Consider the following 14,875-nt stretch of genomic DNA (forward strand, 5'->3'; position numbering starts at 1 on the left):
GCGTGGTCCTTGGTCCACACCGAGGAGGCGAGCGCGTACTCGACGCCGTTGGCGAACTCCAGGGCCTGGGCCTCGTCGGTGAAGGACTGCACGGTGATGACCGGGCCGAAGACCTCGTTCTGGATGATCTCGTCGTCCTGGCGAAGACCGGAGACGACGGTCGGCGCCCAGAAGTAGCCCGTGTCACCGACCCGGTGGCCGCCCGCCTCGACCGTGGCATGCGCCGGGAGACGGTCGATGAACCCGCTGACCTGGGCGAGCTGGTGAGCGTTGTTGAGGGGGCCGTAGAGCACGTCCTCGTCGTCCGGCATACCGGTCTTCGTCTCCTTGGCCGCCGCGGCGAGCGCCGCCACGAACGCGTCGTGCACCGATTCGTGCACCAGCACCCGGGTCGCCGCCGTACAGTCCTGGCCGGCGTTGAAGTAGCCCGCCTCGGAGATCCCGGCCACCGCCTTGTCGATGTCCACGTCCTCGAAGACCACGACGGGCGCCTTGCCGCCGAGTTCCAGATGGACGCGCTTGACGTCCTTGGCGGCCGAGGCGGCGACCTGCGTGCCGGCCCGGACGGAACCGGTGATCGAGGCCATCGCGGGGGTCGGGTGCTCCACCATCGCGCGGCCGGTCTCGCGGTCGCCGCAAATGACGTTGAAGACACCGGCGGGGAGGATCTCGCCGATGAGTCCGGCGATCAGCACGGTCGACGCGGGAGTGGTGTCGGACGGCTTCAGGACGACGGTGTTCCCCGCCGCCAGGGCCGGGGCGAACTTCCAGACCGCCATCATCATCGGGTAGTTCCACGGCGCGACCTGGGCGCAGACACCGACCGGCTCACGCCGGACGATCGAGGTGAGCCCCTCCATGTACTCGCCGGCGGAGCGCCCCTCCAGCATCCGGGCGGCACCCGCGAAGAAGCGGATCTGATCCACCATCGGGGGGATCTCCTCGCTGCGGGTGAGCGCCAGCGGCTTGCCGGTGTTCTCCGACTCCGCCGCGATCAGCTCCTCCGCGTGCTCCTCGAACGCGTCGGCGATCTTGAGCAGGGCCTTCTGCCGCTCGGCGGGCGTGGTGTCGCGCCACGCGGGGAAGGCTGCCGCGGCGGCGACCATGGCGGCGTCGACGTCCGCCTGCCCGGAGAGCGGCGACGTCGCGTAGACCTCCTCCGTGGCCGGGTTGACCACGTCGATGGTCCGTCCGTCCGCGGCGTCCCGGAATTCCCCGTCGATGTAGTTGCGCAGTCGGCGCACCTCGGTGGTCACAGCCACCCCTCCTTGTCGTCGGTCTCTTCGTCGGCCCGGTGTTCCACGCCAGCCTACGGCGCGCTCCCCGGAGTGCAGACGCTTTCGACATGCCCCACCGCCACTGCGTGCGGATTCAGTCGGATTCTGACACCAGGACAACGAATTTCATCGATCCGTGCTTGCAACTCCCCGGAGTCGCGGTGCACAGTGGTGCCCGTGGCCAGTCGTAGCGCGGAGTCCCGGACCGGGAACGGATCGACCCCAGCGGTCGATGCCGTCTCCCTGGCGATCATCGAGCAGCTCCAGGAGGACGGGCGCAGGCCGTACGCGGCCATCGGCAAGGCCGTGGGCCTCTCCGAGGCGGCCGTGCGCCAGCGTGTGCAGAAACTGCTCGACCAGGGCGTCATGCAGATCGTCGCCGTCACCGACCCGCTGACCGTGGGTTTCCGTCGGCAGGCGATGGTCGGCATCCATGTGGCCGGTGACGTGGAACCGGTCGCCGAAGCGCTGACGGCGATGGACGAGTGCGAATACGTGGTGCTGACCGCCGGATCGTTCGACCTGATGGTGGAGATCGTCTGCGAGGACGACGACCACCTCCTGGAGACGATCGGCACCCGTATACGGACCATTCCCGGCGTGCGCTCCACCGAGAGCTTCGTCTATCTCAAGCTCAAGAAGCAGACCTATATGTGGGGAACCCGATAGTCGTGAGCAAGGACCTCAGCCGAACCGCGTACGACCACCTGTGGATGCACTTCACCCGCATGTCGGACTACGAGAACGCGCCCGTCCCCACCATCGTGCGGGGCGAGGGCACCTACATCTACGACGCTGCGGGAAAGCGCTACCTCGACGGTCTCTCGGGCCTCTTCGTGGTCAACGCGGGGCACGGTCGCCACGAGCTCGCCGAAACGGCGTACAAGCAGGGCCAGGAGCTGGCCTTCTTCCCCGTGTGGTCGTACGCCCACCCCAAGGCCGTCGAGCTGGCCGAGCGGCTCGCCGACTACGCACCGGGCGACCTCAACAAGGTCTTCTTCACCACGGGCGGCGGTGAGGCCGTCGAGACCGCCTGGAAACTGGCGAAGCAGTACTTCAAGCTCCAGGGCAAGCCGACCAAGTACAAGGTCATCTCCCGCGCCGTCGCCTACCACGGCACCCCGCAGGGCGCCCTGTCGATCACCGGCCTCCCCGCCCTCAAGGCGCCGTTCGAACCGCTCGTCCCGGGCGCGCACAAGGTCCCCAACACCAACATCTACCGTGCGCCCCTCTTCGGCGACGACCCCGAGGCGTTCGGCCGATGGGCCGCCGACCAGATCGAGCAGGAGATCCGGTTCGAGGGCCCCGACACGGTCGCCGCGGTCTTCCTGGAGCCGGTGCAGAACGCGGGTGGCTGCTTCCCGCCGCCGCCGGGGTACTTCCAGCGGGTGCGCGAGATCTGCGACCAGTACGACGTGCTGCTCGTCTCCGACGAGGTCATCTGCGCCTTCGGGCGCCTCGGCACCATGTTCGCCTGCGACAAGTTCGGCTACGTGCCGGACATGATCACCTGCGCCAAGGGCATGACCTCCGGCTACTCGCCGATCGGCGCCTGCGTCGTCTCGGACCGGATCGCGGAGCCGTTCTACCAGGGCGGCAACACCTTCCTGCACGGCTACACGTTCGGCGGCCACCCGGTCTCGGCGGCCGTCGCCCTGGCCAACCTCGACATCTTCGAGCGCGAGGGCCTCAACCAGCACGTGCTGGACCACGAGGACGCCTTCTTCTCCACCCTGAGCAAGCTGCACGACCTCCCGATCGTCGGCGACGTCCGGGGCAACGGCTTCTTCTACGGCATCGAGCTGGTCAAGGACAAGGCGACCAAGGAGACGTTCACCGCCGAGGAGACGGAGCGGGTGCTCTACGGTTTCCTCTCCAAGGCTCTGTTCGACAACGGGCTGTACTGCCGGGCCGACGACCGGGGCGATCCGGTCATCCAGCTCGCCCCGCCGCTCATCTCCGACCAGTCCACGTTCGACGAGATCGAAGGCATTCTCCGGAGCGTCCTGACGGAGGCCTGGGCCACGCTCTGAAATCCCCTGCACACCGACCCGTCCCCCGTGGTCACTTCGGCCCGAATGAGCCCGTTCGAGTGAGAACGGACTCGTCCGGGCCGCGTGCTGTTCGCACACCTCGGCACGACTCCCTACCGTGCCCAGTGACCGAACGGCCGCGTCTTCGTTCCCCCGTACGGGGGAACGGGAAACTGACCTGAACCGAGGTGTACGCCATGGTGGCCCCGCCGGACAACGACGTGATCTGGGCACGCTCCCTGCACCACTCCCACAATGGATCGCCGGGCCTCAGCGGTGTCTCGCTCGGTGTCCGCTCCGGCGAGATCCTCGCCGTGACCGGGCCGCGCGGCAGCGGCAAGTCCACGCTGCTGCACTGCCTCTCCGGTCAACTGGTGCCGCAGCAGGGCGAGGTGTGGTTCAACAGCGTGCCGGTCCACACGATGGGCCCGCGCATGCGCGAACAGCTGCGCCGCGACCGGTTCGGCTGGATCGCCTCCGACCCGCAGCTCGTCCCCGAGCTGAGCGCCTGGGAGAACGCGGCGCTGCCGCTGCTGCTGCGCGGCACCTCTCACCGCACCGCCAAGAAGGCCGCCATGGAGTGGCTGGAGCGCATGGACATCGGACCGCTCGCCAAAAAACGGCCGCACGCGCTGCTCCAGATCCAGCGCCAGCGGATCTCCGTGGCGCGCGCCCTCACCGCCTCGCCGTCCGTGATCTTCGCGGACGAGCCGACCGCGACCCTGCACGGTGCCGACCGGGACCAGCTGCTGCGGACCCTCACGGCGGCGGCGCGCTCGCACGACATCACCGTGGTGATCGCCACCCACGACGTGGAGATCGCCGCACTCGCCGACCGTACGGTCCCGATGCTGGACGGCCGCCGGGTCGCCACCGTCAGACTTCCCGCCGTAGCCGATCCGGAAGGCCGCTCGGCGTGCTCGCTCTCCGTCTAGTCCGCGGCTCCCATCCCCTCGTCCTGGTCAGGCGGCTGCTGGTGGCCTCCGCATCCGCCGGGGTGGGCTTCCTGCTGCTGAGCACACTCGGCCACGCCGTCGGGCACCCGGAGCAGGCGGCGGGCTCGGTACTGCGTCTGCTGTGGTGCTCGGTCCCGCTGGCGGCCACCGTGCAGTTCGCCGTCGCGGTGGCCCGTACCGACCCGAGTACCCGGCCGCGTGCCGGGCTCTCCGCTCTCGGCCTCGGGCCGGTGCGGCTGTCGGTGCTCGCCGCGGTCTCCACGGCGGTGGCCACCACGCTCGGATCGATGGTGGCCCTGCTCTTCTTCCTGCATCTGCGCGGCGATCTGACCGGGCTCCCCTTCGACGGCGGCGCGGCGGCGTTCCTGGGCGCCGGTACCCCGCTGCCGCTCGCCGCCGCGCTGGTACTGCTGGCGCTCGTTCCCGTATCGGCGTCCGTGGCGAGCGCGCTGGCCCTGCGGTCCCGCCCCACGGCCCCGGCCGAGGACGAACCGTTCGCGGCGGAGGAGCCCCTCTCCCCCGTTCCTGCTCCGGCCGGCCTGCCCTGGGGGGTGGCGCTCGCCGCCGCCGGGCTGGCGGTGGAGGCGTACGCGAGCCGGGGCTCGGGAGGCAGCCCCTTCCCGCTGCCCGGACGGCTCGACACCACCCCCGCCGGGGTACTGGCCGGCTGGGTCCTCACCGCGACCGGTCTGGCTCTCGCCGGGCCCGGCCTCACCCACCTCTGCGGCAGGCTGCTCCAGTCGGCACGGCCGGGGGCCGTGCGACTGCTGGCGGGCCGGGTCCTGATGGACGAGGCCCGTCGCATCGGCCGACCGCTCGGCATCGTGTGCGCCGTGGTCGCCGGCGCCGTGGCCGCGATGGCACTGTACGAGCCGGGGTCGCGCCACTACGGGCCGCTCACCGCGCTCGGTGCCGTCCTGGTGCTTGGCTGCACGACGGCGTCCCTGCTGACCTCGGCGATCGAGGCGAGGCAGGACAGGGCGCGGAACGCGGAGACCCTGCACCGGATGGGCGCCCACTCGTCCGTCCTGCGGTCCGCGACCGCGCTGCGGGCCGTGACGCTGGTGTTGGTGTTCGCGCCGCTGACCTGGGCGATCGCCCAGCTGGCGGCCCTCCCCCTGTCGGGCTGAGGACTCCGGGGGTGCGCGCGGCCCCGCCGGGACCCCGGTGGGGCCGCGCGGGCTCTCAGGGGTGCGTGGCCAGGCGTGCGGCGAGGGCGTCGAAGAAGGCCTCCCAGCCGTCCTCCGCGGCGGCGTACTGCTCGGGTGTGAGATGGCCGCCGCGCTGCTGGAAGACCAGCTCGGTGGTGCCGCCCGGCCGCTCGTGGAAGGTGGCGGTCACCGTCTCGCCCGCGTCCTCGGGCGCGGTGACGTCCTGGAGCGTGAAGACGATCCGCTCGGGGTCGGCGACTTCGAGGTACGTCCCGTGGAACGGCATCTCGGTGCCGGGCACCACCAGCACCAGGCTCCAGCCGCCCCCGGGGCGTACGTCCATGGACATCCGGTCGAGCGGGACCTCCGCTTCGCCGCCGTACCAGGCCGCGAAGTCCTCGGGATCGGTCCACGCCCGGAAGACACGCTGCCTGGGAGCGTCGAGGACGCGGGTGATGTCGATGCCCTCACGTGCCGAGCGTGCCGAGCGTGCCGAGCGTGCCGAGCTGCTCATGATCCGCGTCACTGTCCTTCCCGGGCGGGGCCGGCCGGGCCGGGCCGGCCCGCTGCCGAAGCCGACGTGGTCCGCCTCCAGCTTGCGCCGACCGGCCCGGACTGTCGCGGCGGCGGGCGGGCGAAGGGACCGGAACCCGGCGCGGGCGGTCAGGACTCCGGGACGCCCGTGGTGGACCCGGCGAGGTGCCGCAGGAAGAACGCGGCGGCACCCGCGCCTGTCCTCGCCCGTGCGTCCTCGTCGCCCTCCACGTGCTCGAAGAAGTCCTCGTGCCGGACACCCGGACCGACGCAGGCCCCGGTGATCCCGGGAACGTGTGCCAGGTACGGCGCGGTGTCCTCCGCGTACGGGGTGATGGTGTCGGCACCGGCCCAGCGGATCTCCACCGGAATCCGGATCGCCGCCAGGCTCGCGGGCGTCACCAGCGAACCCAGTCCTGGCGCCACCTGGAAGACGGCCCGCACGCGGGGGTCGGACACGTCCGCCCCGGAGTCCTGGACGACCGCCGCCAGCTCCTCGGCCGACCGCTTCTTCCGCAGGGCCGCGATCAGTGCGGGGAACTCCGGGATCACGGGCTCCGGCACCCTTCCGTCGAGCACGGCCGCCACCAGGTCCCGGTCGACCCGCGCCCCGGCGAGTGCGGCGGCGGTGTAGCCACCGAACGAGAACCCCGCCGCACCCACCGGCCCCAAGGGCTCCCGGGCGGCCAGCGTATCGAGCGCGAAGCTGACGTCCCGGGCACGTTCCCAACCGAAGAGGAAGCCCTCGGGCTCGTATCCGTCGACGAAATTGTTGCCGTGGTGGTCGAGCGCGACCACGCGCAGGCCCGCCTCCGTCAGCGGACGTACCAGCCAGTTCATCTCACTTCCGGAGCCACCCGTTCCGTGCGACACCACGACCAGCGGACCCTCGTCGGTGACCCGGCGGACCGGCTCCCACGCGTAGAGCCGTACCGGACGGGGCGCGGAGGCGTCGCGCAGGTCGCGGCGGGAGCCGTCGTGCAGGACGGATATGCGCGGCTCGGCCGGCTGCGGGGTCGTCATGCGCGGCAGCGTAGCCGCCACCCGGCCGGCCTCCACCGGGGCGCGCCCCGGGCCGGGCGGCGGATCGTGGGGTATCGCCGAGGTGAGCCCGGAAGGGGCCATGGGATGATCTTGAATCCGTGAGGGCCCGGCCCGCCATCCGTCCGGCTCAGTTCGTTGGTGATGTTGTTGTCGTCCGGGCCCTGGGGTGGTGACCTCGATCGAACGGACCGCGTCTGCGCGGTTCAAGCGGCTGATCACCGCGCGTGAGCTGCATCTATTCCTCTCACCGACTCGCGATGAGCTGGAGTGGGCCGCCGACCGTACGGACAGCGATGAGCATCTGCTGGCCCTGCCGCTGATGCTGAAGTCGTATCAGCGCATGGGGTGCTTCCCGAAGGTGGAGGACATCCCGGAGGCGGTGGCGGAGTTCGTGCGGCGGGCGGTGGAGCTGCCGGAGAGCACGCTGCCGGTGTACCGGGCGGCGAAGACGATGAAGAACTACCGGGGGTTGGTACGGCAGCGGGTCGGCGTGGCCTACGACCAGGCTCGCGCCCGGCGGATCGCCGGGGAGGCGGACGCGCCTGATGTCGCGGAGCTGCGGGGCTGTAAGCCCGTCAAGCGCCTCGCGCTGGTGGCGTGTCTGACGCACAAGGCACGGATGCGGGTGCGGGACGACCTGGCGACGATGTTCCGCGAGCGCGTGGCGTTGAAGATCAAGAAGGCCAAGGTGGAGCTGGAGGAGATCAGGCTCGCCGAGCGGGAGATCGTCGAGGCCCTGATCGGGAACTACCGCACCGGCACCGCGCTCAAGGACATCGACGAGGGAGGTCCCGCTCAGGCGGCGCTGGAGAAGGCCGCGGCCATGACCGCCGAGGTCCGGGCGGCTCTGGCAGGCCTGGACGAACAGGCGCCCGCCGACGAGGTCGCGCGGCGTCTGGAGGGCAGGGTCTCCCCGGTGGTCCTCGCCCTGGCCAGGGCCCAGGCGGTGCAGGCCGGCGGGTTCGGCGCGGCCACGAAGGCGGTGGAGGGCTTCGGCGGTTTCGCCAAGCAAACGTCATCGACTTCGACCTGATCGAGTCCCAGTTCCGCCACCTGATGCGCGTGGCCGTCTCCGTGCGCGAGGGCGCCATCTCCTCATCCACGCTGCTCGAGCGCCTGCGGTCCGGGTCGAAGAAGAACGCCACCTACGCCGCCTTCCGCGAGGTCGGCCGCGTCATCCGCACCGTGCAACTGCTGCGCCACCTCACCGACGCGCCGCTTCGCCGGCGGGTGACCGCGGCGACCGACAAGGTCGAGTCGTTCAACCGGTTCTCCCAGTGGATCGGCTTCGGCAACCGCGGCGTCATCGCCGACAACGACCCGGTCGAGCAGGAGAAGGCGATGAGACTCAACGCCCTGCTCACGAACGCGGTGATCTTCCACAACACCCTGGACATCGCGGAGATCGTGCGGCAGCCGCTGGAGGAGGGATGGACGATCGACCCCGAGGACCTGGCCCCCATCTCGCCGTACCTGACCGAGCACATCAACCGGTTCGGCGAGTACTCCACGCACGAGCTCGGAATCCAGCCCGAGGCGTACGACCCGAAGCTGGACGTCGACGTCACCCCGCTGTGTGAGCGGGACCTGACCGCTTCTGTTCTGGGCCAAGCCGCCTGACCGTCCGTACCGAAGGGCTTCTGCCGCGGCTTCACCCGGTTCCTGGAAACCCTGAGTCGGTAGACGGGGCGAAGAGGTAGCGGTCCATCATGAGCGCGGCGTCGGCGAGGATCCGGGGGTCGCCTTCGGCGCTCTCGCGGAAGGCAAGGTCGAGCAGGTTGCCCCCGACTTCCACCGCGAGTCGGGCGCGTCGCCGGAACTGCTCGGTGTCCGGCATCGCATATCCGCGGACGAGCGCCTTGTGGACCCGCTCGGCGATCTCCAGGTCCGTTTGCCGGCCGTACGCACGCAGCGCCTCGATACGCGGCCCGTAGTACCAGACATGACGGTAGCCGGGCTCCTTGCGGAAGCGGTCCGCGAAGGCGGCGAGCAGCTTCTCCAGCAGCTCCTGCGAGCGCGCCGGCAAGGGCTCCTCGGTGATCCGCTCGGTGATCCGCACGTCCATCTCAAGCCAGCCCCGGACCAGGGAGGCGACGATCGCTTCCTTGTCGGTGAAGTACCGGTAGAGCACGCCGACCGAGACTCCCGCTTCCGCGGCGATCAGCTTGGTGCCCAGCTCGTCGTAGGAAGCCGTTTCCAGAAGCGTGGCAGTCGCCTCAAGGATGCGGGCCACCTTCTCCCGGCTGCGCTGTTGCTGTGGTTTGTGGACCTGCTCAGTCATCCGACTCCTTGACACCTTCCAGAACCAGAACCAGAGTCTGGTTCATGTTAATGGGCAGGGGGATACCTCGCACACGGCTCGGGCCGAGCTTCAACCAGGTTTGGGCCTCGGTCACCGTATCCAGCCTCGGTGACGGCATGAGCTTCGTCGCTCTGCCGCTCCTCGCGGCGCAACTGACCGACGATCCGCGGCAGATCGCGATGGTGTCCCTGGCGGAGCAACTGCCCTGGCTGCTCCTCGGCCTGCCCTCCGGCGTTCTGGCGGACCGCTTCGACCGCCGCCGCATCCTGTGGCTCGTCGACGCAGCCCGGGCCCTACTTGTCGGAGCGCTCGCCGCGGCGGTGGCAGCCGGCATGGTGACGATCCCGTTCCTGGCGCTCGTCGCCTTCCTGCTCGGCTGTGGACAGACGCTCTACGGCGGAGCCTGGGCCGGTATGGTCCCGGCACTGGTTGCGCCCGGCGCGCTCATACGGGCCAACGCCCGCCTGCAGGCAAGCTCCCTGATCACCGACACCCTGCTCGGAACGCCTCTGGGAGCGCTGCTGTTCGGCATCGCCACCGCGCTGCCCTTCGCCGTTGACGCGGTGTCCTTTGCCGCCGCTGCCGCCCTGGTGTTCATGCTCCGCGGGAGCTTCCAGCCCCGTTCCCAGCAGGCGTCGAAGACGTGGACAACCCTGCGTCGTGACACGACCGAGGGGGTCCGCCGGCTCTGGCGCCACCACTTGCTGCGCCGGCTCTGCCTGGCATCCGGGATCACCAACCTCGTCAGCGGGGGCCTGATTGCCATCCTGGTGCTCTACGCCCGGCAAACTCTGGGCCTGGGCAACCTGGGCTTCGCCCTGCTGGTCGCCTGCTTCGCACTCGGCGGCGTGACCGGAGCAATGTCGACTCCGCGCCTAACCGCACGCTTCCGCCCTCCACGGGTCCTCAAACTGACCGCCGCGGGCACTGCCGTCGCTGCTGCAGTCGTAGGCACTGCGACTACAGGCCCTATGGCGGGCATGGGTATCGCCGCATACGGAGCGGCGAGCCTGGCATGGAACGTCACCGCAGTATCGCTGCGCCAGTCACTCGTGCCTGCGGAGCTGCTGGGGCGTGTCGCCATGGCCTACCAGATGGTCATCGGCAGTGGCACCGCACTGGGTGCCGTGGCAGCCGGCTTCACCGCCCATGCCTTCGGACTGCGCGCCCCCTTCTACGCCGGGGCCGTCCTCCTGTTCGCCGCCTGTCTGATCAGCACGCGATCCAGCGAGAAGACCGCTCTGCCCTCCCAGAGCGCGACGGCCGTCGACGACGGTGCTACGGGAGCACGCCGCAGCACCGGATCCACACGAGCGGACGACGAGGAGACCCGCTGAGCATGGGGCGATAGTGGGGGCGCGCTTCGGCTGCCGCGGGCCCGGGCAGTGCCCCTCTCCGCCCCTCCGGCCGCGTACACCGCGGCGGTCGAGCGATACCTCACCGGGGCGGGCATCGCGAAGTCTTCCGCGCGCATCCACCGGATCTCGCTGACGACGTGGGGACGGATGCTCGGCGGCGAACCGGCGCCGACCGGATCCGCCCGCCGGGGTGCGAAGCCGCTCGTCTTCCCCGTCGCCGCGATCGACGACCCGGCGCTGCCAGAGGTGCTGGCCGAGCTGGCGGCAGCGCGGGCAGACGAGATGGACGCCGGCACCGTCAACCGGGAGCTGCCCATCGCACGCAAGGCGATCGGCTGGCGGCAGCGCCAGGGCTGGATCGAAGGCGATCCGACGATCGGCATCGAGCGGCGGCCAGCGCCGCCCGATCGCACCAAAGCCTTGGCGGAGAACCAGATCGCCGCCCTGTGGCGGCTGGACGTCGCCCTGCGGGAGAAGACGCAGTGGAAGATGCTCTACGAGTCCGCCGCGCGGGCCGATGAGGCGCTGTGCCTGAACGTGGAAGACCTGTACCCGCAGGACAAGCGGAGCCCGACCCTGGCCAAAGGCGGCGCGACCGAGTGGATTCACCGGCAGTCCGGCACCGCCCAGCTGCTGCCCCGCCTGATCGCGGGCCGCACACGCGGCCCGCTGTTCCTCACCGGACGCGAGGCCCCAGCCGGAACGCCGACGCTCGACGTGTGTCCGGAGACCGGGCGGGCCCGGCTCTCCTACCGCCGGGCCGAGGAGCTCTTCGAGGAGAACACCCGACTGCTGGCCAACCCGCTCGCCTCACCCGAGGACATCGAGGCCCTGGACGGCTGGACACTCCACCGGCTCCGTCACAGTGCCCTGACACACGACGCCGAGGGCGGCACCTGGATCACGTCTTCAAGATCATCCCGTGGCCCCCATGGGGCTTACCTCGGCGCTACCCCGTCGTCGCTCACGTCCGGGCGGCCTCGGCATCGACCCCGGCGGCCCGCAGCACGCGGGCCAGGCGCTCCATCTCGGGCATCGTGCCCACGTACCGGCCCGTGACGACCTCGTGGAGCACGGACTTGACGTCGGCCAGGGGGAGGCCGAGTACGTTCCTCAGCACACGCATGGCCACGGCCCTGCTCGCCGCCTGATCCACTCGCAGCCGCACCGCACCGTGTTCGGCCAGCAGGCGGTCCCGCAGTTCCGCAGGCAGGTCACCGCCGCAATCGGCGACCGCGAGACCGCAGGACATGCAGCTGATCTCCGTGTCCCAGGTCAGGGAACCGCCCACGAGTGCCTGAACACCCGAGCACGTCGTCTCGGCGCCGCAGTCCTGGCACTCGGCCCGGTAGTCGAGGCACTCGAAAACCATCGGCTCCATCGCCACCCCTTCGGGGAGACTACCGCTCGCCCGGGAACCAGTGCGTGGGCCCCGGCAGCCCGGAGCGGGGCCACATCGGTCAGGACTCCGCTTCGGCCGCCAGGACCACCGTGCCCGCCGCGTCGAAGGTGACTCCCACGGCCGCGCCCTCGGCCGGGGTGTCGGCGAGCGCGCACTCGGCCTCCACGACCGGGCCGTGCTCGGGGGTCAGCCGTACGGCGACCCGGTCGCCCCGGAACGTACGCGCTCCGGCCGTGCACCGCAGGCCGTCCTGCGGGGCTCCGAGCCGCACGCCCGCGGGCCGTACCAACAGGTCGCAGCGCCCCTGCGGCGATCCCTCGGGTACGGGCACCTCACCCCACGGGGTGCGGGCGACCGTGCCGGTCACGGTCGCCCCGACCACGTTGTCGAACCCGAGGAAGCGGGCGACGAAAGCGGAGGCGGGACGCTGCCAGACCTCCAGCGGGGTGCCGGCCTGGGCGATCCGGCCGTCCCGCATCACCACGACCCGGTCGGCGAGCGCGAAGGCCTCGCCCTGGTCGTGGGTGACGGCGAGCACCGTCGTGCCCAGGTCCGTGAAGAGCGAGCGGAGTTCGACGACGAGCCGCTCGCGCAGCCCCCGGTCGAGCTGGCCGAGCGGTTCGTCCAGCATCAGCAGTCGGGGGCTGGGCGCGAGGGCGCGGGCGAGCGCCACCCGCTGCTGCTCACCGCCGGACAGCCCCGCGACGGCCCGGGGGCCCGCCCCGGAGAGCCCCACCAGAGCGAGGAGCTCGGCGACCCGCTCCCGCTGGGAGGCCCGGTCCACCCCGCGCATCCGCAGCCCGAAGGCGACGTTGGCGGCGACGTCCCGGTGCGGGAAGAGCTGGTGGTCCTGGAACATCAGCCCGAGGCCGCGCCGGTGGACCGGGACGCCCGCCTGGTCGGCGCCGTCGAGGGACACCCGGCCACCGTCGAGCGGCTGGAGACCGGCGACGACACGCAGCAGCGTGGATTTCCCACTGCCGCTCGGGCCGAGTACGCAGACGATCTCGTGGTCGGCGACGGTGAGGTCCACCGCGTCCAGCACCGCTCGTCCGCCGAAGCGGACCGTGGCCCTCTCCAGCTCCAGCATGGTCAGAACTCCCCGGATCGGTCGGTACGGATGCGTTCGAGGAGCAGCAGGGAGACGGCGCACACCAGCATCAGGATGGTGCTGAGAGCCATCGCCTGGCCGTAGTTGAGATCTCCCGAACGGCCCAGCAGCCGCGCGACGGCCACCGGCAGCGTCGGGCGGTCGGGACGGGCGATGAAGACGGTGGCGCCGAACTCGCCGAGCGAGACGGCGAAGGCGAAGCCGGCGGCGACCAGCAGCGCCCGGCGCACCAGCGGGAGATCGACCTCCCGCCAGGCCCGCAGCGGCGAGGCACCGAGGACCGCCGCGGCCTCCCGCAGCCGGGCGTCCACCGCGCGCAGGACCGGCAGCATGGTCCGTACGACGAAGGGGACGCCCACCAGTGCCTGGGCGAGCGGCACCAGGATCCACGAGGTGCGCAGGTCGAGCGGCGGCTCGTCCAGTGTGATCAGGAAGCCGAAGCCGACGGTCACCGCGGAGACGCCGAGAGGCAGCATGAGGAGCGCGTCGAAGCCCCTCACCAGCCGTCCCGCCCGGCGGGTGAGCGCGGCGGCTGCGAGCCCTCCCACGACGAGCGAGATGCCGGTGGCGGCGAGGGCGTACTGGAGGGAGTTCCCCATCGCCTCCAGCGGGGCGACCAGGAAGGTGGAACCGCTCGCCTCCGCGGAGCCCAGGGCCCGGTAGTAGGCGAATCCGTGGCCGCCGGGCTGGTCGAACGACCGCTCCACCAGTACGCCGAGAGGCAGCAGGATCAGCAGGAGCACGGTCAGCAGGAGAGCGCCGAGGAGCGCCCACTGTCCGGCGCCGCGCGGGCGGCGGGCGGTCTGCGACGGGTCGACGAGGCGCAGGGCGGTTTCCCGGCGGCGTACCGTACGCGCGTGCACGGCCAGGATGGCGCCGACGGCGACGAACTGGACGAGGGTCAGCACCGCCGCCGTGGGCAGGTCGAGCAGTTGCGCGGTCTGCCGGTAGATCTCCACTTCCAGCGTGGAGTAGGCGGGACCGCCGAGGATCTGCACGACACCGAACGAGGTGAACGTGAAGAGGAAGACCATCAGCGCGGCGGCGCCCACGGCGGGGGCGAGCGCGGGCAGCGTCACCCGCCGCCAGGCGGCGAACCGCCCCGCGCCGAGTACCCGGGCGGCCTCCTCCTGGCGCGGGTCGAGCTGTGACCAGAGCCCGCCGACGGTCCGCACGACCACGGCGTAGTTGAAGAAGACGTGGGCCAGCAGGATCGCCCAGACGGTGGTGTCGAGGCGTACCCCCCACAGCTCGTCGAGCAGTCCGCCGCGTCCGAGCAGGGCGAGGAAGGCCGTACCGACCACGACGGTCGGCAGGACGAACGGCACGGTCACGATCGCGCGCAGCAGCTGTTTGCCGGGGAATTCGAGGCGGGCGAAGACGTACGCGCCGGGGAGGGCGATCAACAGGGTCAGCGCGGTGGAGGCGAACGCCTGCCAGGTGGTGAACCAGAGGACGTCCAGCAGGTCGGCGCGGCCGAGGACCTCGCCGAAGCGCGCGAACTGCCAGCCGTCCTCGGTCTTCAGCCCCTGGGCGACGATCGCGGCGACCGGGTACGCGAAGAACAGCGCGAAGAACGCGACGGCCCGGACCCGACCAACGGCGACTCCATGTTGTAAAGGACGAACAGGATGCCCTGGAGGCAGAGCCGGTCCGACACCGGCCTCGGCCCCGGAGACCGCTCCGGCCACGGCGGCAGCAACGGCT

At 71.1% G+C, this 14,875-nt stretch carries 15 protein-coding genes; 8 read left to right on the forward strand and 7 right to left on the reverse strand.

What is annotated here, in order from left to right:
• A partial coding sequence (locus ACWD3D_RS21625; RefSeq protein ID WP_451462461.1) for an aldehyde dehydrogenase family protein occupies positions 1–1,256 on the reverse strand: 1,256 nt, incomplete at its 3' end.
• A 198-nt stretch (positions 1,257–1,454) separates the two neighbouring features.
• Here ACWD3D_RS21625 and ACWD3D_RS21630 point away from each other — a divergent pair.
• The 4 genes from ACWD3D_RS21630 to ACWD3D_RS21645 all read left to right on the forward strand — a co-directional run bounded on the left by ACWD3D_RS21630 (position 1,455) and on the right by ACWD3D_RS21645 (position 5,396).
• Positions 1,455–1,946: an Lrp/AsnC family transcriptional regulator gene (locus ACWD3D_RS21630; RefSeq protein ID WP_451462462.1), complete on the forward strand. Its 492-nt coding sequence runs from the start codon at positions 1,455–1,457 to the stop codon at positions 1,944–1,946.
• Positions 1,931–3,310, forward strand: a complete 1,380-nt coding sequence (locus ACWD3D_RS21635) for an aspartate aminotransferase family protein (protein WP_451462463.1) — start codon at positions 1,931–1,933, stop codon at positions 3,308–3,310. Before ACWD3D_RS21630 ends, ACWD3D_RS21635 begins: the two co-directional genes overlap by 16 nt.
• 197 nt (positions 3,311–3,507) lie before the next feature.
• Positions 3,508–4,245, forward strand: a complete 738-nt coding sequence (locus tag ACWD3D_RS21640; protein ID WP_451462464.1) for an ABC transporter ATP-binding protein — start codon at positions 3,508–3,510, stop codon at positions 4,243–4,245.
• Complete coding sequence (locus ACWD3D_RS21645) at positions 4,227–5,396, forward strand: hypothetical protein (protein ID WP_451462465.1); 1,170 nt, start codon at positions 4,227–4,229, stop codon at positions 5,394–5,396. Before ACWD3D_RS21640 ends, ACWD3D_RS21645 begins: the two co-directional genes overlap by 19 nt.
• A 55-nt stretch (positions 5,397–5,451) precedes the next feature.
• On the opposite strand, the gene ACWD3D_RS21650 is transcribed toward ACWD3D_RS21645, so the two are convergent.
• Positions 5,452–5,931 (reverse strand): SRPBCC family protein, encoded by a 480-nt coding sequence (locus tag ACWD3D_RS21650; protein ID WP_451462466.1) that lies wholly within the window; start codon positions 5,929–5,931, stop codon positions 5,452–5,454.
• Positions 5,932–6,080: 149 nt separating this feature from the next.
• Positions 6,081–6,974 carry an alpha/beta hydrolase family protein gene (locus tag ACWD3D_RS21655; RefSeq protein ID WP_451462467.1) on the reverse strand — a complete coding sequence of 298 codons (894 nt, stop codon included), beginning with the start codon at positions 6,972–6,974 and terminating at the stop codon, positions 6,081–6,083.
• A gap of 190 nt (positions 6,975–7,164) precedes the next feature.
• On the opposite strand from ACWD3D_RS21655, the gene ACWD3D_RS21660 reads away from it, so the two are divergent.
• Together ACWD3D_RS21660 and ACWD3D_RS21665 are read left to right on the forward strand one after the other, a co-directional pair.
• Positions 7,165–8,028 carry a DUF4158 domain-containing protein gene (locus tag ACWD3D_RS21660; RefSeq protein WP_451462468.1) on the forward strand — a complete coding sequence of 288 codons (864 nt, stop codon included), beginning with the start codon at positions 7,165–7,167 and terminating at the stop codon, positions 8,026–8,028.
• 29 nt (positions 8,029–8,057) lie between these two features.
• Positions 8,058–8,615: a Tn3 family transposase gene (locus ACWD3D_RS21665; protein WP_451462469.1), complete on the forward strand. Its 558-nt coding sequence runs from the start codon at positions 8,058–8,060 to the stop codon at positions 8,613–8,615.
• Positions 8,616–8,646: 31 nt separating this feature from the next.
• On the opposite strand, the gene ACWD3D_RS21670 is transcribed toward ACWD3D_RS21665, so the two are convergent.
• Complete coding sequence (locus tag ACWD3D_RS21670) at positions 8,647–9,276, reverse strand: TetR/AcrR family transcriptional regulator (protein ID WP_451462470.1); 630 nt, start codon at positions 9,274–9,276, stop codon at positions 8,647–8,649.
• A gap of 50 nt (positions 9,277–9,326) precedes the next feature.
• Here ACWD3D_RS21670 and ACWD3D_RS21675 point away from each other — a divergent pair, with 50 nt between their 5' ends.
• Together ACWD3D_RS21675 and ACWD3D_RS21680 are read left to right on the forward strand one after the other, a co-directional pair.
• Positions 9,327–10,634 (forward strand): MFS transporter, encoded by a 1,308-nt coding sequence (locus ACWD3D_RS21675; protein ID WP_451462474.1) that lies wholly within the window; start codon positions 9,327–9,329, stop codon positions 10,632–10,634.
• 48 nt (positions 10,635–10,682) lie between these two features.
• Positions 10,683–11,714: a site-specific recombinase gene (locus tag ACWD3D_RS21680; protein ID WP_451462471.1), complete on the forward strand. Its 1,032-nt coding sequence runs from the start codon at positions 10,683–10,685 to the stop codon at positions 11,712–11,714.
• Here ACWD3D_RS21680 and ACWD3D_RS21685 read toward each other — a convergent pair.
• From ACWD3D_RS21685 to ACWD3D_RS21695, 3 genes are all read right to left on the reverse strand, one after another.
• Entirely contained in the window at positions 11,620–12,036 is a 417-nt protein-coding gene (locus ACWD3D_RS21685) for a hypothetical protein (protein WP_451462472.1), read from the reverse strand. The genes ACWD3D_RS21680 and ACWD3D_RS21685 overlap by 95 nt on opposite strands.
• Before the next feature lie 79 nt (positions 12,037–12,115).
• A complete protein-coding gene (locus ACWD3D_RS21690) occupies positions 12,116–13,147 on the reverse strand; it encodes an ABC transporter ATP-binding protein (RefSeq protein WP_451462473.1) in 1,032 nt (343 codons plus the stop codon).
• Between the two features lie 2 nt (positions 13,148–13,149).
• Entirely contained in the window at positions 13,150–14,736 is a 1,587-nt protein-coding gene (locus ACWD3D_RS21695) for an ABC transporter permease (protein WP_451462475.1), read from the reverse strand.
• Between the last annotated feature and the right edge of the window lie 139 nt (positions 14,737–14,875).

Source organism: Streptomyces sp. NPDC002690, from assembly GCF_053592415.1.

What these genes read in the sequence shown, in the direction of transcription:
- ACWD3D_RS21640 (WP_451462464.1), top strand. Translation starts at nt 3,508, where the DNA reads ATGGTGGCCCCGCCGGACAACGACGTGATCTGGGCACGCTCCCTGCAC.
- ACWD3D_RS21650 (WP_451462466.1), bottom strand. Translation starts at nt 5,931, where the DNA reads ATGAGCAGCTCGGCACGCTCGGCACGCTCGGCACGCTCGGCACGTGAG.
- ACWD3D_RS21655 (WP_451462467.1), bottom strand. Translation starts at nt 6,974, where the DNA reads ATGACGACCCCGCAGCCGGCCGAGCCGCGCATATCCGTCCTGCACGAC.
- ACWD3D_RS21670 (WP_451462470.1), bottom strand. Translation starts at nt 9,276, where the DNA reads ATGACTGAGCAGGTCCACAAACCACAGCAACAGCGCAGCCGGGAGAAG.
- ACWD3D_RS21675 (WP_451462474.1), top strand. Translation starts at nt 9,327, where the DNA reads ATGGGCAGGGGGATACCTCGCACACGGCTCGGGCCGAGCTTCAACCAG.
- ACWD3D_RS21685 (WP_451462472.1), bottom strand. Translation starts at nt 12,036, where the DNA reads ATGGAGCCGATGGTTTTCGAGTGCCTCGACTACCGGGCCGAGTGCCAG.
- ACWD3D_RS21690 (WP_451462473.1), bottom strand. Translation starts at nt 13,147, where the DNA reads ATGCTGGAGCTGGAGAGGGCCACGGTCCGCTTCGGCGGACGAGCGGTG.